The organism is Bacillus sp. 11C (genome assembly GCF_055486375.1).
The window spans coordinates 41,672-66,074 of record NZ_JBUPVZ010000016.1; the positions used below are offsets into that span (position 1 = coordinate 41,672).

The 24,403-nt window shown below is 42.5% G+C and carries 25 protein-coding genes, 1 rRNA gene and 2 other annotated features; all 26 genes read right to left on the reverse strand.

Going from position 1 to position 24,403, the window contains the following annotated elements:
• Window positions 1-27: 27 nt before the first annotated feature.
• On the reverse strand, window positions 28-3,609 hold the full coding sequence (rpoB, locus tag ACY3LV_RS18130) for a DNA-directed RNA polymerase subunit beta (protein ID WP_333562258.1): 3,582 nt from the start codon (window positions 3,607-3,609) through the stop codon (window positions 28-30).
• Window positions 3,610-3,854: 245 nt separating this feature from the next.
• Window positions 3,855-4,460 (reverse strand): class I SAM-dependent methyltransferase, encoded by a 606-nt coding sequence (locus ACY3LV_RS18135; protein ID WP_253268769.1) that lies wholly within the window; start codon window positions 4,458-4,460, stop codon window positions 3,855-3,857.
• 89 nt (window positions 4,461-4,549) lie between these two features.
• A complete protein-coding gene (gene rplL, locus ACY3LV_RS18140) occupies window positions 4,550-4,921 on the reverse strand; it encodes a 50S ribosomal protein L7/L12 (RefSeq protein ID WP_003156436.1) in 372 nt (123 codons plus the stop codon).
• A gap of 45 nt (window positions 4,922-4,966) precedes the next feature.
• Window positions 4,967-5,467, reverse strand: coding sequence for a 50S ribosomal protein L10 (gene rplJ, locus ACY3LV_RS18145; RefSeq protein ID WP_148964435.1), 501 nt, complete (start codon window positions 5,465-5,467; stop codon window positions 4,967-4,969).
• Between the two features lie 65 nt (window positions 5,468-5,532).
• Window positions 5,533-5,673, reverse strand: a sequence feature (ribosomal protein L10 leader region).
• Window positions 5,674-5,718: 45 nt separating this feature from the next.
• Window positions 5,719-6,417, reverse strand: a complete 699-nt coding sequence (rplA, locus tag ACY3LV_RS18150; RefSeq protein WP_010327718.1) for a 50S ribosomal protein L1 — start codon at window positions 6,415-6,417, stop codon at window positions 5,719-5,721.
• Window positions 6,418-6,511: 94 nt separating this feature from the next.
• Window positions 6,512-6,937 carry a 50S ribosomal protein L11 gene (gene rplK / locus ACY3LV_RS18155; RefSeq protein ID WP_003156430.1) on the reverse strand — a complete coding sequence of 142 codons (426 nt, stop codon included), beginning with the start codon at window positions 6,935-6,937 and terminating at the stop codon, window positions 6,512-6,514.
• A 167-nt stretch (window positions 6,938-7,104) separates the two neighbouring features.
• Complete coding sequence (gene nusG, locus ACY3LV_RS18160) at window positions 7,105-7,638, reverse strand: transcription termination/antitermination protein NusG (protein ID WP_010332761.1); 534 nt, start codon at window positions 7,636-7,638, stop codon at window positions 7,105-7,107.
• 177 nt (window positions 7,639-7,815) lie between these two features.
• Window positions 7,816-7,995 carry a preprotein translocase subunit SecE gene (secE, locus tag ACY3LV_RS18165; protein ID WP_010327716.1) on the reverse strand — a complete coding sequence of 60 codons (180 nt, stop codon included), beginning with the start codon at window positions 7,993-7,995 and terminating at the stop codon, window positions 7,816-7,818.
• Between the two features lie 33 nt (window positions 7,996-8,028).
• Window positions 8,029-8,178, reverse strand: coding sequence for a 50S ribosomal protein L33 (rpmG, locus tag ACY3LV_RS18170; RefSeq protein WP_003156421.1), 150 nt, complete (start codon window positions 8,176-8,178; stop codon window positions 8,029-8,031).
• Between the two features lie 92 nt (window positions 8,179-8,270).
• Window positions 8,271-8,927 carry an RNA polymerase sporulation sigma factor SigH gene (gene sigH / locus ACY3LV_RS18175; RefSeq protein ID WP_087991681.1) on the reverse strand — a complete coding sequence of 219 codons (657 nt, stop codon included), beginning with the start codon at window positions 8,925-8,927 and terminating at the stop codon, window positions 8,271-8,273.
• 62 nt (window positions 8,928-8,989) lie between these two features.
• Window positions 8,990-9,502 carry a ribosome-dependent mRNA decay endonuclease Rae1/YacP gene (gene rae1 / locus ACY3LV_RS18180; RefSeq protein WP_003225756.1) on the reverse strand — a complete coding sequence of 171 codons (513 nt, stop codon included), beginning with the start codon at window positions 9,500-9,502 and terminating at the stop codon, window positions 8,990-8,992.
• A gap of 6 nt (window positions 9,503-9,508) precedes the next feature.
• On the reverse strand, window positions 9,509-10,258 hold the full coding sequence (gene rlmB / locus ACY3LV_RS18185) for a 23S rRNA (guanosine(2251)-2'-O)-methyltransferase RlmB (protein ID WP_064814479.1): 750 nt from the start codon (window positions 10,256-10,258) through the stop codon (window positions 9,509-9,511).
• On the reverse strand, window positions 10,242-10,673 hold the full coding sequence (locus tag ACY3LV_RS18190; protein WP_333562259.1) for a mini-ribonuclease 3: 432 nt from the start codon (window positions 10,671-10,673) through the stop codon (window positions 10,242-10,244). Before ACY3LV_RS18190 ends, rlmB begins: the two co-directional genes overlap by 17 nt.
• A 3-nt stretch (window positions 10,674-10,676) precedes the next feature.
• On the reverse strand, window positions 10,677-12,077 hold the full coding sequence (gene cysS / locus ACY3LV_RS18195; RefSeq protein WP_333562260.1) for a cysteine--tRNA ligase: 1,401 nt from the start codon (window positions 12,075-12,077) through the stop codon (window positions 10,677-10,679).
• Window positions 12,074-12,727: a serine O-acetyltransferase gene (gene cysE, locus ACY3LV_RS18200; RefSeq protein WP_087991715.1), complete on the reverse strand. Its 654-nt coding sequence runs from the start codon at window positions 12,725-12,727 to the stop codon at window positions 12,074-12,076. The genes cysS and cysE overlap by 4 nt, the downstream gene beginning before the upstream one ends.
• Window positions 12,728-12,800: 73 nt before the next feature.
• Window positions 12,801-13,031, reverse strand: a binding site (T-box leader).
• Window positions 13,030-14,484, reverse strand: coding sequence for a glutamate--tRNA ligase (gene gltX / locus ACY3LV_RS18205; RefSeq protein ID WP_087991678.1), 1,455 nt, complete (start codon window positions 14,482-14,484; stop codon window positions 13,030-13,032). Its footprint overlaps the feature before it by 2 nt.
• Window positions 14,485-14,574: 90 nt before the next feature.
• A complete protein-coding gene (gene ispF / locus ACY3LV_RS18210; protein WP_464864269.1) occupies window positions 14,575-15,051 on the reverse strand; it encodes a 2-C-methyl-D-erythritol 2,4-cyclodiphosphate synthase in 477 nt (158 codons plus the stop codon).
• Window positions 15,044-15,742: a 2-C-methyl-D-erythritol 4-phosphate cytidylyltransferase gene (gene ispD, locus ACY3LV_RS18215; protein WP_148964439.1), complete on the reverse strand. Its 699-nt coding sequence runs from the start codon at window positions 15,740-15,742 to the stop codon at window positions 15,044-15,046. The genes ispF and ispD overlap by 8 nt, the downstream gene beginning before the upstream one ends.
• A 14-nt stretch (window positions 15,743-15,756) precedes the next feature.
• Complete coding sequence (locus tag ACY3LV_RS18220) at window positions 15,757-16,857, reverse strand: PIN/TRAM domain-containing protein (protein WP_087991675.1); 1,101 nt, start codon at window positions 16,855-16,857, stop codon at window positions 15,757-15,759.
• A gap of 116 nt (window positions 16,858-16,973) precedes the next feature.
• Window positions 16,974-18,056, reverse strand: coding sequence for a DNA integrity scanning diadenylate cyclase DisA (disA, locus tag ACY3LV_RS18225; protein ID WP_087991674.1), 1,083 nt, complete (start codon window positions 18,054-18,056; stop codon window positions 16,974-16,976).
• A 3-nt stretch (window positions 18,057-18,059) separates the two neighbouring features.
• On the reverse strand, window positions 18,060-19,436 hold the full coding sequence (gene radA, locus ACY3LV_RS18230; RefSeq protein ID WP_087991673.1) for a DNA repair protein RadA: 1,377 nt from the start codon (window positions 19,434-19,436) through the stop codon (window positions 18,060-18,062).
• A gap of 91 nt (window positions 19,437-19,527) precedes the next feature.
• Entirely contained in the window at window positions 19,528-21,960 is a 2,433-nt protein-coding gene (gene clpC / locus ACY3LV_RS18235) for an ATP-dependent protease ATP-binding subunit ClpC (protein ID WP_087991672.1), read from the reverse strand.
• Window positions 21,957-23,048: a protein arginine kinase gene (locus ACY3LV_RS18240; RefSeq protein ID WP_087991671.1), complete on the reverse strand. Its 1,092-nt coding sequence runs from the start codon at window positions 23,046-23,048 to the stop codon at window positions 21,957-21,959. Before ACY3LV_RS18240 ends, clpC begins: the two co-directional genes overlap by 4 nt.
• Window positions 23,048-23,605 (reverse strand): protein-arginine kinase activator protein McsA, encoded by a 558-nt coding sequence (gene mcsA / locus ACY3LV_RS18245; protein ID WP_333562263.1) that lies wholly within the window; start codon window positions 23,603-23,605, stop codon window positions 23,048-23,050. The genes ACY3LV_RS18240 and mcsA overlap by 1 nt, the downstream gene beginning before the upstream one ends.
• Window positions 23,606-23,618: 13 nt before the next feature.
• The gene (gene ctsR, locus ACY3LV_RS18250; protein ID WP_087991669.1) at window positions 23,619-24,083 is read right to left on the reverse strand and encodes a transcriptional regulator CtsR; all 465 of its coding nucleotides are present in this window, start codon (window positions 24,081-24,083) and stop codon (window positions 23,619-23,621) included.
• Between the two features lie 245 nt (window positions 24,084-24,328).
• Window positions 24,329-24,403 (reverse strand): 5S ribosomal RNA (gene rrf / locus ACY3LV_RS18255); the annotation flags it as partial.

Genomic DNA, 24,403 nt, shown 5'->3' on the forward strand with positions numbered 1-24,403 from the left:
GATGTCACTTGCCTTTATAACTAGAGATTATTCTTTTGTTACTACATCTCGTTCAACGTCTGCAGATGCTGTTTCCTCCGGCTCTTCATCACCTGATAACGCCAGGCCGTCAGCTTGTTTTGCATCTTCTTCGTCTTCTAAATCTCTCATTTCTATTTCTTCTTCATCACCAGAAAGGATTTTGACATCCATACCTAAGCTTTGAAGTTCTTTGATTAATACTTTGAATGATTCCGGAACACCTGGTTCAGGAACGTTGTCGCCTTTAACGATGGCTTCGTATGTTTTCACACGTCCAACCACGTCATCAGATTTAACAGTCAGAATTTCTTGAAGAGTGTAAGCCGCACCGTAAGCTTCAAGTGCCCAAACCTCCATCTCACCAAAACGCTGTCCGCCAAATTGCGCTTTACCGCCAAGAGGCTGCTGCGTAACAAGTGAGTAAGGACCTGTAGAGCGCGCATGAAGTTTATCGTCAACCATGTGAGCCAATTTAATCATGTACATAATACCGACAGATACACGGTTATCAAACGGCTCTCCGCTACGCCCGTCGTAAAGAACCGTTTTGGCGTCACGAGACATTCCGGCTTCTTCAAGTGTTTCCCAAACATCCTCTTCACGCGCTCCGTCAAATACCGGTGACGCAATGTGGATGCCGAGATAACGAGCGGCCATACCCATGTGAAGCTCCAATACCTGCCCGATGTTCATACGTGATGGTACGCCCAGCGGGTTAAGCATGATATCAATTGGTGTGCCGTCAGGAAGGTAAGGCATATCCTCTTCAGGAAGAATCTTAGAGATAACACCCTTGTTACCGTGACGACCGGCCATTTTATCCCCTTCAGAAATCTTACGTTTCTGAACGATATACACACGTACCAACTGGTTAACGCCTGGAGGAAGTTCATCTCCGTCTTCACGATTGAAGACTTTAACGTCGTGGATAATCCCGCCGCCGCCGTGAGGCACACGAAGAGAAGTATCACGAACCTCGCGGGCCTTTTCACCGAAGATGGCGTGAAGCAGGCGTTCTTCAGCAGTCAGTTCGGTTACACCTTTAGGCGTTACTTTACCAACAAGAAGATCTCCGTCTTTCACTTCTGCCCCAATACGGATGATTCCGCGGTCATCAAGATTGCGAAGCGCATCTTCACCGACGTTTGGAATATCGCGAGTGATTTCTTCAGGTCCAAGTTTTGTATCGCGTGCTTCTGATTCATATTCTTCAATATGGATAGATGTATAAACATCATCCTTCACAAGGCGTTCACTCATGATGATGGCATCCTCATAGTTGTAACCATCCCAAGTCATGAAGCCAACCATTACGTTACGGCCAAGTGCAAGTTCACCAAGCTCCATAGAAGGACCGTCAGCAAGGATTTCTCCTTTTACCACTTCATCGCCTACACTTACGATCGGACGTTGATTGTAGCAAGTACCTTGGTTGGAGCGGACAAATTTCAGCATGCTGTATTTATCCAGGTTCCCTTTTACTTTTTGACCATCTACTTCTTCATAACGGCGAACCCAAACGTTCTTCGCTTCTACGCGTTCAACGATACCAGGGTGTTTACAAATAACAGCGGCACCAGAGTCTTTACCTGATACATATTCCATACCAGTTCCAACGAACGGCGCTTCCGGCTGCATCAAAGGCACAGCCTGACGTTGCATGTTCGCTCCCATGAGGGCACGGTTGGAGTCATCGTTTTCTAGGAACGGGATACATGCTGTCGCAGCAGAAACAACCTGCTTAGGTGATACATCCATGTAATCCACACGGTTTCTGGAAACAACGGTGTTCTCCCCGCGGAAACGGGCTATGATGCTGTCATCAATAAATGAGCCATCGTCATCAAGACGAGCGTTCGCCTGAGCGACAACATAGTTATCCTCTTCATCAGCAGTTAAGTAATCGATTCTGCCCGTTACCTTCCCTGTTTCAGGGTCAACACGGCGATAAGGCGTTTCGATGAAACCAAAACGGTTTACTTTTGCATAAGATGAAAGCGAGTTGATCAAACCGATGTTTGGACCCTCAGGTGTTTCAATCGGACACATACGGCCATAGTGGGAGTAGTGAACGTCACGCACTTCCATTCCGGCACGCTCACGTGTCAATCCGCCTGGTCCTAATGCTGACAGACGACGCTTATGCGTTAATTCAGCAAGCGGGTTCGTCTGGTCCATGAACTGGGAAAGCTGAGAGCTTCCAAAGAACTCTTTAATGGACGCAATAACAGGACGAATATTGATCAGTTGCTGAGGCGTAATTGTATTCGTATCTTGAATTGACATTCTCTCACGAACCACACGCTCCATCCGGCTTAACCCGATACGGAATTGGTTCTGGAGAAGTTCACCTACAGAACGCAAACGGCGGTTTCCAAGATGATCGATATCATCTGTATCGCCTACTCCGTGCAGCAGGTTGAAGAAGTAGCTGATAGAGGAAATAATATCAGCAGGCGTAATGTTTTTAATCTCTTCTTCAATGTAAGCATTGCCGATTACATTGATAACCTGTTCTCCTTCTTGGTCAGTCGGAGCATAGATTTTAATCGATTGAAGAGTTACTTCATCTTCAACAACACCGCCATTTGGATACAGCTTTCTGAAACCGATTCCGTTTTCTAAGTATGGCAGTACTTTATCAAGTGTTCTTCTATCAAGAATCTGACCTTTTTCAGCCAGGATTTCTCCTGTTTCAGGGTCAACAAGCGTTTCAGCAAGTCTCTGATTAAAGAGGCGATTCTTAATATGAAGTTTTTTATTAATTTTATAGCGTCCTACATTTGCAAGATCGTAACGTTTCGGATCAAAGAAACGCGAATCAAGCAAGCTTTTCGCATTTTCAACTGTAGGTGGCTCTCCAGGACGGAGACGTTCGTAAATTTCAAGCAAAGCTTTGTCGCTATTTTCTGTGTTATCTTTATCAAGCGTATTTCGCAGGTATTCATTTTCTCCTACGAGATCAAGAATCTCTTGATCGGAACCGAAGCCGAGAGCACGCAAAAGAACCGTAACCGGCAACTTACGTGTGCGATCAATGCGGACATAAACAACATCTTTCGCATCAGTTTCGTATTCTAACCATGCGCCACGGTTTGGAATGACAGTAGCGGTAAAACCTTTTTTACCGTTTTTGTCTACTTTACCACTGAAATATACACTTGGAGACCGAACAAGCTGGGAAACGATTACGCGTTCCGCACCGTTAATGATAAAAGTACCTGTATCTGTCATGATTGGGAAATCCCCCATGAAGACATCTTGGTCTTTTACCTCTCCAGTTTCTTTGTTAATTAAACGAACCTTCACTCTTAGCGGAGCTGAGTAAGTCACATCACGTTCTTTTGATTCCTCTACAGGATATTTAGGCTCACCTAAACTATAATCAATGAACTCAAGAGAGAGGTTACCAGTGAAATCCTCAATTGGCGATATGTCTTGAAACATCTCTCTAAGACCCTCATCAAGAAACCACTGATAAGAAGAGGTTTGAATTTCAATGAGATTTGGTAATTCTAACACTTCGCTAATGCGAGCATAGCTTCTGCGCTGGCGGTGTCGTCCATACTGAACTAGTTGACCTGTCAACTGATTCACCCCTCAAATCATGCGTATTATATGTGTAATAAGCATTTCTTCCAAAGAAAGAAAATACTTTTACAAGACAAAAGAAAAAAGGGTTTCTAATTAAGAAAACCACATCCAAAAACAAATACCGATTTTATTAGCATTTCCATACTTGTATAATTTATACATAGATATTGACAATTCATCATATCAAGCAAAATATATACATTGGCATTTTATAATATTAACATAGCTAAAATACCGAGTCAAACTTTTTTTGCTTTAATGATATAATAGCCTTTCTTTTTTTGAACGACAGAAACTTCATCGAACAATTCCTCGAGCTTTTCAATGGCAGAAGGCGCGCCTTGTTTTTTCTGTATGACGATCCACAACTCACCTGAAGTTTTTAAGTGTTCAGCGCTTTTCTCAAAGATAGCATGGACAACTTTTTTTCCGGCTCGGATTGGGGGATTTGTAAGAATAGAAGCAAATGTTTGAGCAGAATCAACGTTCGAAAACAAATCACTCTGATAAATCTTAACGTTTGTTATTCCATTTTGTTCCGCATTTTCATTTGATAGCTCTACGGCTCTCTCATTAACGTCAATCATGTGGATGGTCCGGTCTTTAAAGTCGCTGGCGAGCGATAAACCAATCGGGCCGTACCCGCAGCCAACATCCAGAATGCCGCCCTCAACTTCAGGCTCTTCAAAAGAATCAATCAGCAGGCGGGAGCCGAAATCAACTTCCTTTTTAGAAAAAACCCCGCTGTCGCTGGTAAACGTGAAATCTTTTTTACGAAGCCTAAAAGACCAGGTTTGCTTGTTGCTTTTAACTGAAGGTTTATCTGAATAATAATGCTCACTCATTATTAGAACCTCCTTTTGTAATGGCATAAAGAATGGCAAAGAAAAAGCCCGCCTCATAAAAGCGAGCTCCCCCTACAGGTAAGTGAAGATTACTTAACTTCTACAGAAGCGCCAACTTCTTCAAGTTTAGCTTTAAGCTCTTCAGCTTCTTCTTTAGCAATACCTTCTTTAAGTGGTTTTGGAGTGTTGTCAACAAGTTCTTTAGCTTCTTTCAAGCCAAGACCAGTGATTTCACGTACAACTTTGATAACTTTGATTTTTTGAGAACCTGCACCAGCAAGGATAAGGTCGAATTCGCTTTGCTCTTCAGCAGCTCCGCCTGCAGCAGCTCCGCCAGCTACAGCTACAGGAGCAGCAGCAGTTACGCCGAATTCTTCTTCGATTGCTTTTACTAGGTCGTTCAATTCAAGTACAGTTGCTTCTTTAACGGAAGCAATGATTTCTTCGATATTTAAAGCCATTTGTAATTCCTCCATTTTGTTTTAATTTATGAAAAACTGATTAGATTAAGCGCCTTGTTCTTCTTTTTGTTCTGCCACAGCTTTTGCAGCAAGAGCAAAGTTGCGAACTGGAGCTTGAAGTACGCTAAGCAACATAGAAAGCAAGCCATCGCGTGATGGAAGTTCAGCAAGAGCTTTCACTTCTTCAACAGTAGAAACTTTACCTTCGATAACGCCAGCTTTAATTTCTAGAGCTTCGTGATTTTTAGCGAATTCATTAAGAACTTTAGCCGGAGCGACAACATCATCAGTACTGAATGCGATCGCGTTCGGTCCAGTTAAGAAATCATTCAAACCATTAAGCTCAGCTTGTTCAACCGCACGGCGAGTCATCGTATTTTTGTAAACTTTGAACTCAACGTTAGCTTCGCGAAGCTGTTTACGAAGTTCTGTTACTTCAGAAACGGTAAGTCCGCGGTAGTCAACGATGATCGTTGATTTACTTTCTTTCAGTTTAGAAGCAATTTCTTCAACAACAACTTTTTTTGTTTCAATTGCGCTGCTCATGGTTACACCTCCTGTAGATTCTTGTGTAACACTTATACCGTTAGGTGATCACGACCGAGACGACGGATTCCATATAAAAAGCCTCCATGAGACATGGAGGCTGTATATACAAGCATACGTAACGTAATAGCTGTGATAATATACACCTCGGTAGGAAGATTAAGCGGTTAGGCCCCTACTGTCTACGGTATAAATGATATTCTATTTTACAACATTTTGAATAATATCAGAATGTTGATGTCGTGTCAATATTATTTTACGTTGAAAGTTGAAGAGTCTACTTTGACACCAGGTCCCATAGTAGAAGTTACCGCAACGTTTTTCACGTAAACGCCTTTTGCTGCAGCAGGTTTAGCTTTCAGGATTGTATCGTACATTGTTGTGAAGTTCTCAACAAGTTTTTCATCCTCGAAAGAAACTTTACCGATAGGAACATGAATGTTTCCAGCTTTATCAACGCGGTATTCAACTTTACCAGCTTTGATTTCGCCGATTGCTTTTTCAACTTCGAAAGTAACTGTACCAGTTTTAGGGTTTGGCATTAAACCTTTTGGTCCAAGTACACGGCCGATTTTACCAACTTCACCCATCATGTCAGGTGTTGCTACGATTACATCGAAATCGAACCAGCCTTGTTGAATTTTGTTGATGTAGTCAGTATCGCCAACGAAATCTGCACCAGCAGCTTCAGCTTCTTTCGCTTTTTCGCCTTTTGCGAAAACGAGAACGCGCTGAGTTTTACCAGTTCCGTTTGGAAGCACAACTGCTCCACGGATTTGCTGGTCGTTTTTACGAGGGTCAACCCCAAGACGGAAAGCCACTTCAACTGTAGCGTCGAATTTAGCTGTGTTTGTTTTTTTAACGAGAGCTACTGCTTCAGAAACGTCGTAAGCTTTTGAACGATCTACAAGCTTAGCAGCTTCAGCGTACTTTTTACCTTTTTTAGCCATTTTAAAATTTCCTCCTTATGTGGTTATAGCGGAATAACCTCCCACGAATAAGGGTTGCGAACTTGTTAAAACTCGCAACCCGACAAGAAACAAATTAATCCTCGATTACAATACCCATACTGCGTGCAGTACCTTCAACCATGCGCATTGCCGCTTCAACGTCTGCTGCGTTTAAGTCAGGCATTTTCGTTTCAGCGATTTCGCGTACTTTATCGCGCTTAACGGTTGCCACTTTATTACGGTTTGGTTCACCAGAACCAGACTCAATTCCAGCCGCTTTTTTAAGCAATACAGCAGCAGGTGGAGTTTTTGTAATAAATGTAAATGAACGGTCTTCGTAAACCGAAATTTCAACAGGAATAATTAAACCAGCTTGGTCAGCTGTACGAGCGTTGAACTCCTTACAGAATCCCATGATGTTAACACCGGCTTGACCAAGTGCAGGTCCAACTGGTGGTGCTGGGTTAGCTTTTCCAGCAGGAATTTGCAATTTTACAACTTTTACTACTTTTTTAGCCACGAGACACACCTCCTTAAGTCCGTGATGTGGTAATAGGGTAAACCCTCCCACTCAAGGTTTCATTCTTTATATGAATGACGAAATATCAAGCTAGTTGCCTTGGATAAGTCCAAGACGTACCTTTGCTATATTATCATTTATATATAGCAATTTCAAGTTTTTTCACATTACAATTTATCGATTTGGGTAAATTCCAGCTCAACCGGCGTTTCCCGGCCGAACATATTAACGAAAACTTTGACCTTGCTTTTATCATAATCAATCTCTTCAATTGACCCAGTAAAGTTAGCAAAAGGTCCGTCTATTACTTTCACTGTCTCTTTCAGTTCAAAGTCAATGTCCGTTTTGCGTTCGTCCATGCCCATTCTCTTCAGAATGGTTTCTGCTTCGCCCGGAAGAAGCGCCGTAGGTTTTGAACCAGAGCCGGCAGATCCTACGAAACCAGTAACACCCGGCGTGTTGCGGACAACATACCAAGAGTCGTCTGTCATTACAATTTCAACAAGCACATAACCAGGGAATACTTTCTTTTTCACCACTTTTTTCTTGCCGTTTTTGATATCCGTTTCTTCTTCTTCAGGTACGACTACACGGAAAATTTTATCTTGCATCCCCATTGATTCAACACGTTTTTCCAAGTTGGCTTTTACTTTATTCTCATAACCAGAGTACGTGTGAACAACATACCAATTCTTTTCCATTCTCTTCAGGACTGTTCAGTCCTTCCCTCCCCGCATTTGGTTTTAGTGAATTACCATAACGCTCAAAAAATAGGCGTCAAGCCTATGATAACTTTCATTTTAAGCCACAATAAAAAACCCGCTGAACGGGTTTTGGCAAGTGATATTATGATCTATTATAGCACGTATTGCTGATCATTATTCAACTATTAAACGAATTAATTGAGAAATTCCTGTATCAAGGAGGGCAAAAAAGATAATAAAAAAGATAACTGTTGAAATCACCGTAATGGTATAACGCGTTAACTCTTTTCCTTTAGGCCAGCTTACCTTTTTCATTTCTTTCCCAACATCTTTAAAGAATCTCATAATACGCATGTAAAAGACCTCCACAATTTAAAAGCGCAAAAACTATTTTGTTTCAAGATGAGCTGTATGTGAATTGCAAGTACTGCAGTATTTCTTTACTTCTAATCGCTCAGCCGCTGATGCAGAGCTCTTCATTGTCGTATAATTACGGTTTCCGCAAGTCTTGCATGCCAAGGTAATCTTTTTTCTCATGTCATTACACCTTTTTCTAAATAGACATTAGTTCTTATCTTTAGTAACATATCACAGTCAGAAAAATACTGTCAATATAACTTAAATCCCTATCAAAAACTGATTTCGCGAATTTCCAAGTACTTCTCCAGCTTGCGTTTCACACGCTGAAGGGCATTATCGATCGATTTCACATGCCGGTTCAGTTCATCAGAAATCTCTTGGTAACTTCTCCCGTCAAGATATAAGACGAGGACTTTTCTCTCTAAATCACTTAATATTTCTCCCATTTTCATTTCAATATCATCAAATTCTTCCTGGTTGATGATCATTTCCTCAGGATTTAAGGTTTTCGCTCCTGAAATGACATCAAGCAGCGTTCGGTCTGATTCTTCATCAAAAATCGGTTTATCTAATGAGACGTAGGAATTCAAAGGAATGTGTTTCTGGCGAGTAGCTGTCTTTATTGCGGTAATAATTTGGCGGGTAATACATAATTCTGCGAAAGCTTTGAATGAGGTAAGCTTGTCCTCTTTAAAGTCGCGAATAGACTTATAAAGGCCTATCATACCTTCCTGAACAATATCCTCTCTGTCCGCTCCTATTAAAAAATAGGATCTTGCTTTTGCCCGAACAAAGTTTCGGTACTTCGTAATCAAGTAATCTAACGCATCACTGTCCCCAACATGAACCTTTTCAATGACCTGCTCGTCCTCCAACTGACAAAACTGTTCTTTGTTGAATTTTCCCTTGTTGTTCTGTAGATTCACTCCGATCCCCCCGGCGCACGTAGATAGAAATATTATACAGTATTGGGCAAAAAAGCGTCAACTTAATCTAAGTCCCCCCGCCTCCACTTTTCAAACGTTTTCAAAACCTCTTCCGATAAAGCAATTTTACCCGCCGGCTTTTCGGAAGTGATTTTTCTGACCCGTCTCTCTATTCGCCTTTCAATCGCTTCTACCTCTCTCAAAAGCTCCCGGGCCGATTTCCGCAATGCCCCCTGTCCGAAAATCGCCCACTGTTCAGTATAATCAGAGGTCGCGACATGAATTTGAGTCGCGATATTATTCAACGCCTGAGCAAGCTTTTCTATCCGCTCATCAGCCGTTTCATTTTCTTTTGTAAAAATCACTTCAACTCTGTGGTTGGTCTGTTTTTTCTCAAGCCCTTTTACGAGATGCGCGTCAAAAACAACAATAACCCTGTTTCCTGTATACGATTGATATTCCGCCATTTTCTGAATCAGTACGTCTCTCGCCTCTTCAAAACTGTTCGCTTTTAAATCCTTCAGCTGCGGCCAGGCTCCAATCATGTTGTATCCGTCTACTAACAGGATATCCATAAGTCTTTATTCTCCCAGAGGGTTTCGTTTCCGATAGACTTCATACATCAAAAGACCAGCCGCTACAGATGCATTCAGTGAAGTTACCTTCCCGGCCATCGGGAGTTTAATGAGAAAATCACACTTTTCTTTAACGAGGCGGCCCATCCCTTTTCCTTCACTTCCGATAACTAAAGCCAAAGGCATATTGCCGTCCATATTGCGGTAATCCTCACGCGCAGACGCATCCGTTCCGACAACCCAGATACCCCGCTCTTTCATCTCTTCTAACGTTCGTGCCAGATTGGTGACTTTTACCACAGGGATATGCTCGATCGCGCCTGTTGATGCTTTTGCCACTGTTGTTGTCAGCCCGACAGCTCTCCGTTTTGGAATCACGATGCCATGGGCGCCGACCGCATCAGCTGTTCTCATAATGGAACCAAGATTATGAGGGTCTTCAAGTTCGTCCAAAATAAGGAAGAAAGGCTGTTCATTTCTTTCTTCGGCTGCTTTATATAAATCATCCAGTTCCGCATATTCATAAGCGGCAACCTGTGCCACTACGCCTTGATGCTGCCCTGTCACCATTTGATCGAGTTTTTTTCTCGGGACATATTGAATCGTGATTCCCTGCTTTTTCGCAAGTTCAATCACCTGCTGTGCTTGTCCCTTTACGGTGTTTTCCGCCATCCACAGCTTATACAGCTTCCGATCTGATTTTAACGTTTCGATCACTGCATTTTTTCCTATGACGTAATCATGTTGCTGACTCATTTGTTTTCCTCCCTGACGTCCCGAATTGTATAGCTTCGGCAACGAGCTGACTAAGTCTATCCTCTTTTTTCTCTAGAAAAAGGTAGCCAAGCAGCGCTTCAAATGCCGTACTGTAGCGGTACGTCTGAACATCTGTATTTTTAGGTGTCGTTCCCGACTTGGCATTTCTGCCTCTTTTCAACACCGCTTCCTCTTCTTCCGTAAAAAATGATTTATCCTGCAGAAAGAATAGGATCTCAGCCTGTGACTTAGCCGAAACAATCCGGCTTGATTTCTTATGAAGATCATTTGGTTTGGTAAAGCCCTGCTTAAGCAGGTGATGCCTGACATACACTTCAAAAATGGCATCACCTATATAAGCAAGCGCAAGACCGTTAAGCTGCTTTGAATCTTTTATCGTCTCAAAATCAAGCATCCGTTATTCTCCCCGTTTCCAGCGAGTGCCTTGAGCCGTATCTTCAAGAATGATATTCATGCTTTTCAGCTGGTCGCGGATCTGATCTGACAATGCAAAATCGCGGTTCCGGCGCGCTTCATTTCTTTTTTCGATTAAGTCTTCAATCTCTTGATCAAGCAGTTCCTGCTCCCCCAATGAAAAACCGAGGACAGAAACAATGCGGTTAAACATCTCAATAAACGCCGTAATCACATGATCAGCCGTATGATCTTTCTGAAGATAATAATTAGCATGCTTCGCTAAGTCGAATAAGACAGAAATGGCATTCGCCGTATTAAAATCATCATCCATCGCTTCTTCGAATGCTTTGCGGTGCTCTTCCACTTTCCCCAGCCATTGATCGTCATCTTCCGTTAAATTCGTACTGCTGTTCAGACGGTGCTGAAGGTTGCTGTACGCTGTTTTTAAACGGTTAAACGCACTTTTTGTATTCTCCAAAAGTTCTTCTGAATAGTTAATTGGATGACGATAATGAACAGATAGCATAAAGAATCTTAAAAGCTGCGGATCATGCTGTTTAATGATGTCATGCACAAGCACAAAGTTGCCCAGTGATTTTGACATTTTTTCATTATCAATGTTGATATAGCCATTATGGAGCCAGTACTTTGCAAACGTTTTGCCTGTCAGCGCCTCAGATTGCGCAATTTCATTTTCGTGGTGAGGGAAGGTTAAATCCTGTCCGCCCGCATGGATATCAATCTGGTCACCCAAATACTTTTTCACCATCGCTGAGCATTCAATGTGCCAGCCCGGACGTCCTTTACCCCAAGGGCTATCCCAAGAGATTTCTCCGTCTTTCGCCGCTTTCCACAGCGCGAAATCAAGAGCATCTTCTTTTTTCTCACCGACCCGGATGCGTGCACCTGATCTCAGTTCATCAATTGATTGCTGAGAAAGCTTTCCATACCCTTCAAATGCTCTTGTTTTGAAATAAACGTCACCTTCTGATTCATAAGCGTAGCCCTTTTTCACGAGCTGATCTACGAACTCGATAATCACATCCATGTTTTCCATCACTCGCGGATGAAGGTCGGCTTTTCGGCAGCCGAGCGCGCCTACATCTTCAAAGTATGCTTTAATAAAACGCTCTGAAATGGCAGGTACATCCTCACCAAGTTCATTTGCCGCTTTTATTAATTTATCGTCTACGTCTGTAAAGTTAGAGACATACTGCACATCATAGCCTTTATACTCCAGATAATTTCGAACCGTATCATAAACGATAGCGGGACGCGCGTTCCCGATGTGAATGTAATTGTAAACCGTCGGTCCGCACACGTACATTTTCACTTTTCCCTCTTCAAGAGGAACGAATGTTTCCTTCTGTCTAGTCAAAGTATTATAAAGAGTGATTGTCATTTTTGATTGATCCTTTCTTTTCTGTCTTCAATTTCTGCCTTCAGCTCTAAAATCTGCTGTTCCAAAGACTTAAAGCGATCAGCAACCGGATCGGGCAAATCCTGATGGTTTAAATCGCGTCTTACTTTCTTGCCATTTTGTACAACGACCCGTCCAGGAATGCCGACAACTGTTGAAAAATCAGGAACATCGTGCAACACTACTGAACCGGCACCAATCTTTGAGCCTTCACCGACAGTAATCGAACCGAGCACTTTAGCACCTGTGGCTATCAATGCGTCATTTTTAATCGTTGGGTGCCTTTTTCCCTTTTCTTTCCCCGTTCCCCCGAGGGTAACCCCCTGAAAAACGGTGACGTTATTGCCGATTTCACATGTCTCCCCAATGACAACCCCCATACCATGGTCTATGAAAAATCTTCTCCCGATTGTAGCGCCAGGGTGGATTTCTATCCCGGTAAAAAATCGGCTTACTTGAGATATAAGGCGTGCAAGGAAATAAAATTTTCGTTTATATAAAGCATGTGCAATCCGATGCGCCCATATAGCATGTAAACCGGAATAAGTTAAAATCACTTCAAAATAGCTTCTTGCTGCTGGATCTTGATCGAACACTGTATCAATGTCTTCTTTGAGCATTCTAAAAAACACATGCTTCCCCCCCCATTTCTCTCTATCTGATTTCCTCTACCCAATAAAAAAAAGCGCCTCTGCATGTAAACATGACAGAGACGCTTTAACCGCGCGGTTCCACTCTGTTTGAAAAGCAGACTTCTGCTCTCCCAACTTCAGCCTGTAACGGCGGCGGCCGCCTTTGAATACTGATTTCGAAAAATGTTCTTCAAAGGTCTTAAGGGCGCACTTCTAAAACCCGGCTCATGGATCTCTCTCAGCCAATGAAGATCCTTTCTGTAATGGCCTAAAGCTTTATACTCTTCCCTGTCAACAATCATCTATTTAGATGTTTTTAAACGCTGAATCGCAATCTCTTTACCGATCAATTCAATTGATTGCGGCAGTTCCGGACCGTGAGTCTGACCTGTTACAGCAACACGGATCGGCATAAACAGTTTTTTCCCTTTATGGCCAGTTTCTTTCTGCACTGCTTTGATCGATGCTTTGATGTTATCTGGAGTGAACTCCTCAAGCTCTTCAAGCTTCGCAGCGAATGTGCTGAGCACTTCAGGAACCTGTTCCTCTTCCAGAACAGCTTTTGCTTCTTGATTATACTCGATCTTATCCGTAAAGAACAAATCAGTCAGCTCAACAATTTCCGCACCGTAGCTTAATTGTTCATGGTAAAGGGAAATCAGTTTACGAACCCATTCTTGTTCTTCAGCAGAAAGCTCAGTACCGACTTTTCCGGCCTTTTGCAAATGCGGAAGAGTCAGTTCAACAACCTGATCAAGATCCAGCTTCTTCACATATTGGTTGTTAACCCATTTTAGCTTATGCATATCAAACAAAGCTGGTGATTTAGATAAACGGTTTACATCAAAAATGTCAATAAACTGTTCTCTTGTGAATAGCTCTTCTTCTCCAACCGGTGACCAGCCAAGCAGGCCGATAAAGTTGAACAGCGCTTCTGGCAAGTAGCCAAGCTCTTTATACTGCTCGATGAATTGAATAATAGACTCATCGCGTTTGCTGAGCTTTTTACGGCTTTCATTGACGATCAGCGTCATGTGTCCGAACTGAGGAACATCCCATCCGAATGCTTGATAGATCATAATCTGTTTCGGTGTGTTAGAAATATGATCCTCACCGCGCAGCACATGTGTCATTTTCATTAAGTAGTCATCAATAGCTACCGCGAAGTTGTAAGTCGGCGTTCCGTCTTTTTTCACAATAACAAAGTCGCCAATGCCATCTGACTCGAAAGTAATTTCGCCTTTTACGATATCATTGAAGGCGATAACTTTTCCTTCCGGCACGCGGAAACGAATACTTGGCTTTCTGCCTTCAGCAATAAATTTCTCCTGTTCTTCCTGAGTCAGATTTCTGTGTTTTCCGGAATAGCGCGGCATTTCTCCGCGGGCAATCTGTTCTTCACGCTCTTTTTCAAGCTCTTCTTCCGTACAGTAACATTTATAAGCAAGCCCTTTTTCAAGCAGCTCTTCATAGTACACTTTATAGATATCGTTACGCTCTGACTGACGATATGGACCGTATTCACCGCCGACATCGACACTCTCATCCCAGTCAATACCAAGCCATTTCAGATAATTCAGCTGGCTTTGTTCTCCGCCCTCAATATTGCGCTTTTTATCAGTGTCCTCAACACGAATAATAAACTTACCGCCTTGGTTGCGGGCAAATAAATAATTAAAAAGCGCCGTTCTGGCATTTCCAATATGCAAATGTCCGGTTGGACTCGGTGCATAACGGACGCGTACTTCGTTTCCCATTTTCAAATACTTCCTTTCATGTCATGTATGGCCTCAGGCAAAAATGTATGAATCTATTCTACCACCAAATAGACCCGGCATCAAAACAAGTTAGCCTTTTTGTATCAGTACTGTCGCTTGAGCCGCTATTCCTTCCGCCCGGCCTGTAAATCCAAGCTTTTCTGTCGTTGTTGCTTTTACATTCACTTGAGAAACGTCTGCATCAAGCCCTTCGGCGATTCTTTTTCTCATATCTTCTATGTACGGCAGCATCTTCGGTTTCTGTGCAATGATGGTGCAGTCAATGTTTCCAAGAACATAGCCCTTCTGTTTCACGATCCCCCAGACATGCTGAAGTAATTTGAAAGAATCTGCGTCCTTGAATTCAGGATCAGTATCAGGAAAATGCTTGCCGATGTCACCTTCTCCCACAGCTCCCAGACAGGCGTCAGCGACGGTATGCAGCAATACGTCTGCATCAGAATGGCCGATCAGCCCTTTTTCATAAGGGATCTCAATTCCGCCAATAATCAAAGGACGGCCCTCCACTAATTGATGCACATCAAATCCTTGTCCAATTCTAAACATGTTTATTCCCACTTTCTGAGTCCATGATCGCTTCAGCTGACGTCAAGTCGTCTGGCGTCGTCAACTTAATATTTGTATACCTGCCTTCTACAACACGGACCGAAACGCCTTCCATCTCTTCAACGAGGCTGGCGTCATCCGTCCCTAAAAATCCCTTGTGCTCGGCCTCAGCGTGAGCCTTCATCAATAAAGAAAGACGAAAAGCTTGTGGTGTTTGGACAGCCCACAAGCTTGAACGTTCAATCGTCTCACTGACTTGTAAATCTTGAACGCGTTTAATCGTATCTTTTACCGGGACAGCGAGGATGGCCGCTCCTGCCTGTTCCGCTTCAGCGATCAGTTCGTCAATTTGTTCATGTTTTATAAAAGGCCGGGCGCCGTCGTGAACAAGGACTATTTTTTCTTGATTCACGGCCTTCAGCCCCTTATAAACACTGTGCTGACGCTCATCTCCGCCTGCAACAAGCTCAATAGCGGTTTGAAAACGATAATTGGTCAGCATTTGCTGAAAGTCCTCCCGCTCCCGCTCATTAATCACCAAAATGATTTTTTCGCACGGCCGGTGGCTGTCAAACACTTTTAACGTGTGTATGATCACCGGGTCTCCTTTCAGCTCAATGAACAGTTTATTTCTCCCTGCCTTCATCCGTTTTCCCTGTCCGGCTGCAAGAATCACCACATCATAACTCATTGTTTTTTCTCCCTTTACAGCGCCTTCTCCAACAGCTTAGGCTTAGCAAAAATCATTCGTCCCGCTGCTGTCTGCAGCACACTTGTAACGAGTACATCTATATGCTTCCCGATATAATTGCGTCCTTCTTCAACGACAATCATCGTACCGTCATCCAAGTAGGCAACTCCCTGATTATGCTCTTTCCCGTCCTTAATGACCTGAACATTCATTTCCTCGCCAGGAAGCACGACAGGCTTGACCGCATTGGCAAGGTCATTAATGTTTAATACCGCTACCTTCTGAAGCTCGCATACTTTATTTAAATTAAAATCATTCGTCACGACGACCCCTGATGTCAGCTTAGCGAGTTTGACGAGCTTGCTGTCAACCTCCTGAATATCTTCAAAGTCGCCTTCATAAATTTCAACTTCAATGTCTAATTCTTTCTGAATGCGATTCAGGATATCAAGACCGCGCCGTCCTCTGTTCCGTTTTAGAACATCCGAAGAGTCAGCAATATGCTGTAATTCCTCAAGGACAAACTGCGGAATCACGATAATCCCTTCTAAAAAACCAGTCTGACAAATATCTGCAATTCTCCCATCAATAATAACACTTGTGTCCAAAATTTTCAGCTTCTTGTCCTCAACCTCATGTTCTTCATCGGCTGGTCCTTTTTTCTTTTGCATTCTGGCGGAAATGGAAAACAGGCTGATCAATTCATCCTTTTTCTTAAAACCCACCTGGAAGCCTAGATAACCGAGGAAGAAAGCTAAAAACACAGGGATGATTGTGCTGAATATGCGGTAAGGTATATTGTCTAAAGGAATAACATTTACGATAAGATAAGCAATTATAAGTCCAAAAACCAAGCCAAGACTTCCAAACAACAAATCTGGAACCGGCGCTTTTAACAATGAATCCTCTATCCACTTCATCCAGTTCACAACGTAATCTGTACCCCATATACTGATGAGAAAAAAGATAATTGCTCCTATTGCCGCAGACGTATATGCGTTTGTTATTAAAGGTATGTCCTGTATACTTAACAGTACAAACAATTCAGGTATTAAAAATATACCAACAACGCCGCCGAAAATAATGAAGAACGCCTGAACTATTCGTTTTAACATACCCCCACCTCCTTTTTAAAACATTTTATTTTCATAAGATTTTATGCATCCTACGAATATCAGAATAAACAAAAACCAACATTAATATACCCGTTTTCATAAGGTTTTAACCGAAATCACAGCTGTCTGTCTAAATAATGCTTCTCTTGCAGCCGTTTTAATCCTTTTTTAATCTTTTGGGCTCGTACTTCGCCGATTCCCTCTACTTCATCTAAATCTTCTGCACTCGCTTCAATAATCCTTGGGAGAACTCCAAATGCTTCTACAACATTTTCCACAATCGGCATAGGAAGACGAGGGATCTTATTTAACAGCCTGTATCCTCTTGCCAGTACATAATCATCAAGATTTGTAGAAGCCGGGTAACCGAGCAGTTTATAAACAATGGAATCATCCAGCAGATCATAGCTGGACATATCCTGCAGCTCTTTCAAGAGAACAAACGGGTCTTTAATTTTTTCTTTCACATAATCCTTGATAAATAAAGCCGCCTCTTCTTCCATATCCGTAATCAATTCAATGACTTGCAGTTTAATCAAATGGCCTTCTGTTCCAAGCTCTTTGATATACATGTTGATTTCGTTTTTGATTCGCAGTACCATTTCATACCGATGCATGACGGACAAGACATCACTGAAGGTAACAAGCTCCTCAAACTCTAATGCATTCAGTGCATTAATCGTTTTGTCGAGGATTGTCTTATATTTTTCAAGTGTTTGAATGGCTTGGTTCGCTTTGGTTAAAATAAATCCTATGTCTTTTAGTGTATACTTCATGTTTTCTTGATATAACGTTATGACATTTCTTCTTTCAGAAATAGCGATCACGAGACAGCCAGTTTGCTTAGCTACTCTTTCGGCGGTTCTGTGCCGCATTCCTGTTTCTGATGAAGAAATTGTGGCTTCGGGCATCAGCTGTGTATTGGCGTATAGGATCTTTTGACCAGAATCACTTAAAATAATCGCCCCATCCATTTTAGCCAGCTCATATAAGTGTGCCGGAGAAAAAGCAGTGTTAATGTGGAAACCGCCATCCACAACTTCTTTTACTTTATCGTTATATCCAACAACAATCAGACCGCCTGTATTTGCTCTCAGTACATTTTCGATTCCAGCTCTGAGCGGAGTACCCGGAGCAACAAACTGCAATATAGATGACAGGTCTAACTCGTGTTTCGCCCCTTTTTTCTCTTTTTCCATCTATTATCCTCCTAATGAAGTACGAAGCGCCTCTGCAACATTTGCTACTCCGATAACCTCAATCCCTTTTGGTTTTGTCCATCCATCCAGATTTGCCGCGGGTATGATCATGCGTTTAAAACCAAGCTTAGCAGCTTCCTTCACACGCTGTTCAATTCTTGAAACCCGCCGGACTTCTCCGGTTAATCCCACTTCACCTATAAAACAATCGGCAGGATTTGGAGGTGTATCTCTAAAGCTTGACGCGATACTGATCGCAATGGCAAGGTCAATTGCCGGTTCATCAAGCTTTACGCCGCCGGCCACTTTCAAATAAGCATCCTGATTTTGCAGCAGCAGCCCAACTCTTTTTTCTAACACGGCCATTAACAGCGAAACCCTGTTATGGTCTATTCCCGTTGCCATACGCCGCGGATTTCCAAAGCTTGTCGGCGAGATGAGCGCCTGGATTTCAACGAGAATCGGCCTTGTGCCTTCCATAGAGGCAGTTATACTCGAGCCTGCAGATCCCGCTGAGCGTTCTTCCAAGAAAATTTCTGAAGGATTCAAAACCTCGGTGAGCCCCTCTTCGCGCATTTCAAAAATACCCATTTCGTTTGTAGAACCAAAACGGTTTTTTACAGCCCGCAAAATACGGAAGGTATGGTGACGTTCTCCTTCAAAATATAAAACAGTGTCAACCATATGCTCCAACAATCTCGGCCCTGCAATAGATCCTTCTTTTGTCACGTGTCCTACGATAAAAATCGGAATGCCTTTTGTTTTGGCGATTTTCATCAGCTCAGCCGTACATTCTCTGACCTGTGACACGCTGCCGGGAGCCGATGTGATATCGCTTTGGTAAACCGTTTGAATAGAGTCAACAACGACAAACGCTGGATTCATCTCTTGTATAGCAGACGAAATATACTCCATATCGGTTTCAGATAAAACATGCAGCGACGGACTATTAATGCCGAGACGGTCTGCTCTAAGTTTCGTTTGTTTGACCGATTCTTCTCCCGAAATGTACAGCACACTGTTCGATGAATCTGATAATTGAGCAGAAACTTGCAGTAATAACGTTGACTTTCCGATACCGGGATCGCCGCCGATTAAAACAAGTGAGCCTTTAACGACACCTCCGCCGAGTACCCTATTAAATTCGCCAAGCTTGGTTTTGACGCGGGGCTCATCTGATGTTTCGATTGATGTAATAGGTGAAGGTTTCTGTACAGTTTGAACAGAATGAGAAAAAGCCGCTCTCCGATTGGCCGGTGCCTTTTTAATCATTTCTTCCACCATTGTATTCCAAGCACCGCAGCCCGGACATTTCCCCATCCATTTTGGAGACTCATAACCGCAGGATTGGCAGATGAATTTCGATTTTGTTTTAGCCATATATAGTGTAAGACCTCTCCCTTGTTCTATTTCTTGGTATGAAAGTGAGGCATACACTTACATGCTGTATGCCTCATTTTCGTCTTCTATATTAATTCGTTTTAGCAGTCGTTTTTACGACAATTTCGCCGTCTTCTACATCGAGAACAATATGCTGTCCTTTATGAATATTTCCTCTGAGGAGTTCTTCAGATAAACGGTCTTCTACATGTTTTTGGATAGCTCTTCTTAACGGACGGGCACCGTATTCCAGATCAACACCCTCTTCCGCGACTTTCGCTTTTGCAGCATCTGTCAATTCGATAGAAAGGTCCTGTTCTTTCAAGCGTTTCGTTAATTGATCAGACATTAATGACACGATTTCAGTCAGGTGTTTTTTCTCAAGTGAATGGAAGACAATGATTTCATCAATCCGGTTGATAAACTCCGGTCTGAATGCACGTTTCAGTTCACCCATCACTTTATCTTTCATGTCTTTATGGTTTTGCGTCTCATCCTGAACGTTAAAGCCGACATATTTATTGCGTTTCAGCTCACTAGCTCCGACGTTTGACGTCATAATCAGAATCGTATTGCGGAAATCGACTGTACGTCCTTTAGAATCAGTCAAACGCCCATCTTCAAGAACTTGCAATAGAATATTGAAGACATCTGGGTGTGCTTTCTCAATCTCATCAAGAAGCACCACAGAGTACGGTTTTCTTCTTACTTTCTCTGTTAATTGACCGCCTTCATCGTATCCCACATATCCCGGAGGTGAACCGACAAGTCTTGAAGTCGAGTGTTTTTCCATGTATTCAGACATATCAATTCTGATCATGGCTTCTTCATCGCCGAAAATGGATTCAGCAAGTGCTCGCGCAAGCTCTGTTTTACCCACACCTGTAGGGCCTAAGAAAATGAATGAGCCGATTGGGCGTTTAGGATCTTTTAACCCTGCTCTTGCGCGTCTGACTGCTTTTGCAACAGCGACAACCGCTTCATCCTGGCCGATGACACGGGAGTGAAGAATGCTCTCCATATTGAGAAGCTTATCTGTTTCGGTTTGAGCGATTTTAGATACTGGAACACCAGTCCAGCTAGATACAACCATCGCAATATCATCAACAGTAACCTCTGAGTTTTCCTGCCCTTGCTTCTCTTTCCATGATTTTTTTGTATCCTCTACTTGCTCGCGCAAGCGCTGCTCAGTGTCGCGCAAGGAGGCCGCTTTTTCAAACTCTTGGCTCTGCACTGCCGCATCCTTCTCTTTACGAACCTCATCAAGCTTCTGTTCAAGCTCTTTTAAGTTAGGAGGCGTTGTAAAAGAGCGCAGTCTAACCTTTGAACCCGCTTCATCAATCAAGTCAATTGCTTTATCCGGAAGGAAACGGTCAGAAATATATCTGTCAGAAAGCTTAACCGCAGCTTCAATGGCATCATCAGTGATAGAAACACGGTGGTGGGCTTCGTATCTGTCACGCAAACCTTGTAAAATTTGAATGCTTTCATCTGCAGATGGCTGATCAACCTGGATTGGCTGAAAACGGCGTTCCAATGCTGCATCTTTTTCAATATATTTACGGTACTCATCAAGAGTAGTCGCTCCAATACATTGAAGTTCACCGCGAGCAAGTGAAGGTTTTAAAATATTAGATGCGTCAATGGCACCTTCTGCTCCGCCCGCTCCGATTAAGGTATGGAGCTCATCGATGAATAGAATGATGTTTCCTGCCTGGCGAATTTCATCCATGACTTTTTTCAGGCGATCCTCAAATTCACCGCGGTATTTAGTGCCGGCAACAACTGTTCCCATGTCTAATGTCATCACGCGTTTATCGCGTAAGATTTCGGGAACTTCGTTATTAATAATTTGCTGTGCCAAACCTTCTGCGATTGCAGTTTTACCTACACCTGGCTCACCAATAAGAACAGGGTTGTTTTTCGTTCTTCGGCTTAACACTTCGATTACACGCTGAATTTCCTTGCTTCTGCCAATTACAGGGTCTAGGCTGTCTTCCTTCGCAATAGCAGTTAAGTCTCTTGCCAAGCTGTCAAGCGTAGGCGTATTCGCATTGCTGTTTGTTCCTGTCGCTGATGATCCTGTTTCATTGCTTCCGAGAAGCTGGAGCACTTGCTGTCTTGCTTTATTTAAGCTGACGCCGAGGTTATTTAGAACTCTTGCAGCAACGCCCTCACCTTCGCGAATCAGACCAAGAAGAATATGTTCTGTTCCAACATAAGAATGACCTAGTTTTCTTGCCTCATCCATTGAAAGCTCAATGACTTTTTTAGCTCTTGGAGTGTAATGAATCGTTTGAGACATTTCCTGCCCGCGACCGATCAAACTTTCAACTTCTTTTTGAATTTTATCTGAACCAAGTCCAAGCGCTTGTAGAGCTTTAGCGGCAATCCCTTCTCCTTCTCGTACCAGTCCTAATAAAATATGCTCAGTGCCAATGTTATTATGACCTAAACGAAGTGCTTCTTCCTGTGCAAGCGCCAGTACTTTTTGAGCTCGTTCTGTAAATCTTCCAAACATCATATCGATTCATCCTCCTGTCTTTTCCCATTCATTTCTAAGTGAAGCCGTTCTCTGATGAGAGCCGCTCTTCGAATGTCCCTTTCGTTCGGACGCAAAGCGCCTCCCGAGTACTGCTGTAAAAATCCTGGCTGTGTCAAAATCATTAGTTCATTAAGTATGTTGCTTGAAAGTCCTTTAATAATGCCTAGATCTATGCCTAACCGGACATCCGAAAGGCACTTCGCAGTCTCTTTCGACTCTATCATCCGACAATTGGACAAGACCCCGTAAGATCGATACACCCGATCCTCAAGTTCTATCTTAGAGGTTTGATAAAGCGCTTCTCGGGCAGATCGTTCTTGTTCAATCAGCTGGGCAGCAACACTGTTAAGGTCATCCACAATATCCTGCTCTGGCTTACCAAGCGTGATCTGATTTGAAATTTGAAAGATATTCCCTACTGCTTCGCTGCCTTCCCCATAAATTCCTCTAACAACTAAGCCTAATTGATTAATTGCCGGTATAATTCGATTTATTTGCCTAGTTAAAACCAATGCCGGCAGATGCATCATGACTGAAGCCCTTAAACCCGTACCTACATTTGTAGGACAGCTGGTTAAGTATCCTCTTTGCTCATTGAATGCATAATCAACTTTTTCTTCAATCCAGTCGTCGACCTGGTTTGCGGCTTTCATTGCTTCTAAAAGCTGAAATCCAGGAAAAAGACACTGTATTCTAATATGATCCTCTTCATTTATCATGACGCTTACTTCCTCATTTTCAGAAAGCAAACATCCTCCAAAAGGGGATTCTGTCAGATTCGGACTGATGAGATGTTTTTCCACTAATACACGCTTTTCTAAAGACTGTGCATCATGCATTCTGATCAAAACGAATTTGCCGATTTCGGGAATTTCTTGTCCTGAAAACTGATCTTCAAACTGCTGTATGATGGATGAGGCTTCTTCATTGGAATACCGCGTAGGGAACCGTATATGTTCAAAGTTCCTTGCTAAACGTATGCGGCTGCTGAGTACAATGTCACTTTCAGGTCCTTTCTGCTTCATCCAACTGCTTAGTGCGTCCTGAATAAAATGCTTTAGCGACATTACCCCTGTTCCTCCTCACTATCTGTACTTTTGAGTGAATGCTCTAATGAACGAATTTGATCTCTCACATGAGCTGCGTTTTCAAATTCTTCTTGATGAATTAAGGATTCTAATTCTTTTTTGAGCATGTCAATCTGCCGTCTGACATGGAGATTGCCGCCTATACGTTTCGGTATTTTTCCAGCATGCACAGTGTTTCCGCTGTGCACTTTACGTAAGATAGGTGTAATGTTGCTACGAAACGTTTTATAACATTCAGAACATCCAAAACGGCCAATTTTTCTAAATTGCTGAAAGGTCATTCCACATTTCGGACAAGCAGATATTTGCTCCGATTGACTGAACATTTGAGTTCCTGCTTTTTGGAATGAAGAATCCATGTTCAGCAAACCCGATAGTAAATTATGAATAGAGAAACCGTGATTTGCACTTATACCATATGAATCACTATTTTCTTTGGCACATTGTTCACAAATATGAACTTCTTTTTTCTCTCCGTTATCAACCTTTGTAAAGTGAAAAGTGGCTGGTCTCTCGTGGCACTCTTGACAAATCAATCTTTTCACCCGCTTATTTTAATTTTAAAGAAGTCAGCATAGCCTTCATCATTCTTGCTCTTAATTCATCACGTTCAGGCAAGTCAATGTATAAAACCGAGCGGTCCATCACGCTGACCATCATTTTTGCTTCTCTTTCTGAAATCACCTTGTCTTCTAATAGCCTTATAATAATGTCATCAGAGGCTGCTTGAGACAAATGGGTATTAATTTGAGAAATAATATTATTGATCAGGACAACTTCACTATTCATTTTAATTTTAATAATTCTGATGTAACCGCCGCCCCCGCGTTTGCTCTCAACAATATAACCTCTCTCGCTTGTAAATCTGGTGTTGATGACATAATTTATTTGGGAAGGAACGCATTGAAATTTATCTGCAATTTCGCTTCGTTTAATCTCTAAAATTTCCTTGCCATTTTGATCTAACACTCGTTTTAAATATTGTTCAATGATGTCAGAAATATTATGTCCCACTCAACCCCCTCCTTTACTGACTTTGACTATATTTGACTTTAATCTTACTATAAGGCGTTTCTCGAGAATTTTCAACTTTCTCGCTCTATCCTTTATTATTTCCACTTTCTCGGCCCATAAAACCTGATCACCGATTTAAAATTCAGTGTAAAGTTATTATATTATACAATTAAATGAAATTTTATGATACCAACAAACCAGAATACAAAAAAGAGCAGCTCATATGAGCTGCTCTTTTTTCGATTGCTTGGCGGCGTCCTACTCTCACAGGGGGAAACCCCCGACTACCATCGGCGCTGAAGAGCTTAACTTCCGTGTTC

What these genes read in the sequence shown, in the direction of transcription:
- ACY3LV_RS18135 (WP_253268769.1), bottom strand. Translation starts at nt 4,460, where the DNA reads ATGAGTGAGCATTATTATTCAGATAAACCTTCAGTTAAAAGCAACAAG.
- rplL (WP_003156436.1), bottom strand. Translation starts at nt 4,921, where the DNA reads ATGGCTTTAAATATCGAAGAAATCATTGCTTCCGTTAAAGAAGCAACT.
- rplJ (WP_148964435.1), bottom strand. Translation starts at nt 5,467, where the DNA reads ATGAGCAGCGCAATTGAAACAAAAAAAGTTGTTGTTGAAGAAATTGCT.
- rplA (WP_010327718.1), bottom strand. Translation starts at nt 6,417, where the DNA reads ATGGCTAAAAAAGGTAAAAAGTACGCTGAAGCTGCTAAGCTTGTAGAT.
- nusG (WP_010332761.1), bottom strand. Translation starts at nt 7,638, where the DNA reads ATGGAAAAGAATTGGTATGTTGTTCACACGTACTCTGGTTATGAGAAT.
- secE (WP_010327716.1), bottom strand. Translation starts at nt 7,995, where the DNA reads ATGCGTATTATGAGATTCTTTAAAGATGTTGGGAAAGAAATGAAAAAG.
- rpmG (WP_003156421.1), bottom strand. Translation starts at nt 8,178, where the DNA reads ATGAGAAAAAAGATTACCTTGGCATGCAAGACTTGCGGAAACCGTAAT.
- rae1 (WP_003225756.1), bottom strand. Translation starts at nt 9,502, where the DNA reads ATGGATATCCTGTTAGTAGACGGATACAACATGATTGGAGCCTGGCCG.
- rlmB (WP_064814479.1), bottom strand. Translation starts at nt 10,258, where the DNA reads ATGAGTCAGCAACATGATTACGTCATAGGAAAAAATGCAGTGATCGAA.
- ACY3LV_RS18190 (WP_333562259.1), bottom strand. Translation starts at nt 10,673, where the DNA reads ATGCTTGATTTTGAGACGATAAAAGATTCAAAGCAGCTTAACGGTCTT.
- cysS (WP_333562260.1), bottom strand. Translation starts at nt 12,077, where the DNA reads ATGACAATCACTCTTTATAATACTTTGACTAGACAGAAGGAAACATTC.
- gltX (WP_087991678.1), bottom strand. Translation starts at nt 14,484, where the DNA reads ATGGGAAACGAAGTACGCGTCCGTTATGCACCGAGTCCAACCGGACAT.
- ispF (WP_464864269.1), bottom strand. Translation starts at nt 15,051, where the DNA reads ATGTTTAGAATTGGACAAGGATTTGATGTGCATCAATTAGTGGAGGGC.
- ispD (WP_148964439.1), bottom strand. Translation starts at nt 15,742, where the DNA reads ATGAGTTATGATGTGGTGATTCTTGCAGCCGGACAGGGAAAACGGATG.
- ACY3LV_RS18220 (WP_087991675.1), bottom strand. Translation starts at nt 16,857, where the DNA reads ATGTTAAAACGAATAGTTCAGGCGTTCTTCATTATTTTCGGCGGCGTT.
- disA (WP_087991674.1), bottom strand. Translation starts at nt 18,056, where the DNA reads ATGGAAAAAGAGAAAAAAGGGGCGAAACACGAGTTAGACCTGTCATCT.
- radA (WP_087991673.1), bottom strand. Translation starts at nt 19,436, where the DNA reads ATGGCTAAAACAAAATCGAAATTCATCTGCCAATCCTGCGGTTATGAG.
- clpC (WP_087991672.1), bottom strand. Translation starts at nt 21,960, where the DNA reads ATGATGTTTGGAAGATTTACAGAACGAGCTCAAAAAGTACTGGCGCTT.
- ACY3LV_RS18240 (WP_087991671.1), bottom strand. Translation starts at nt 23,048, where the DNA reads ATGTCGCTAAAGCATTTTATTCAGGACGCACTAAGCAGTTGGATGAAG.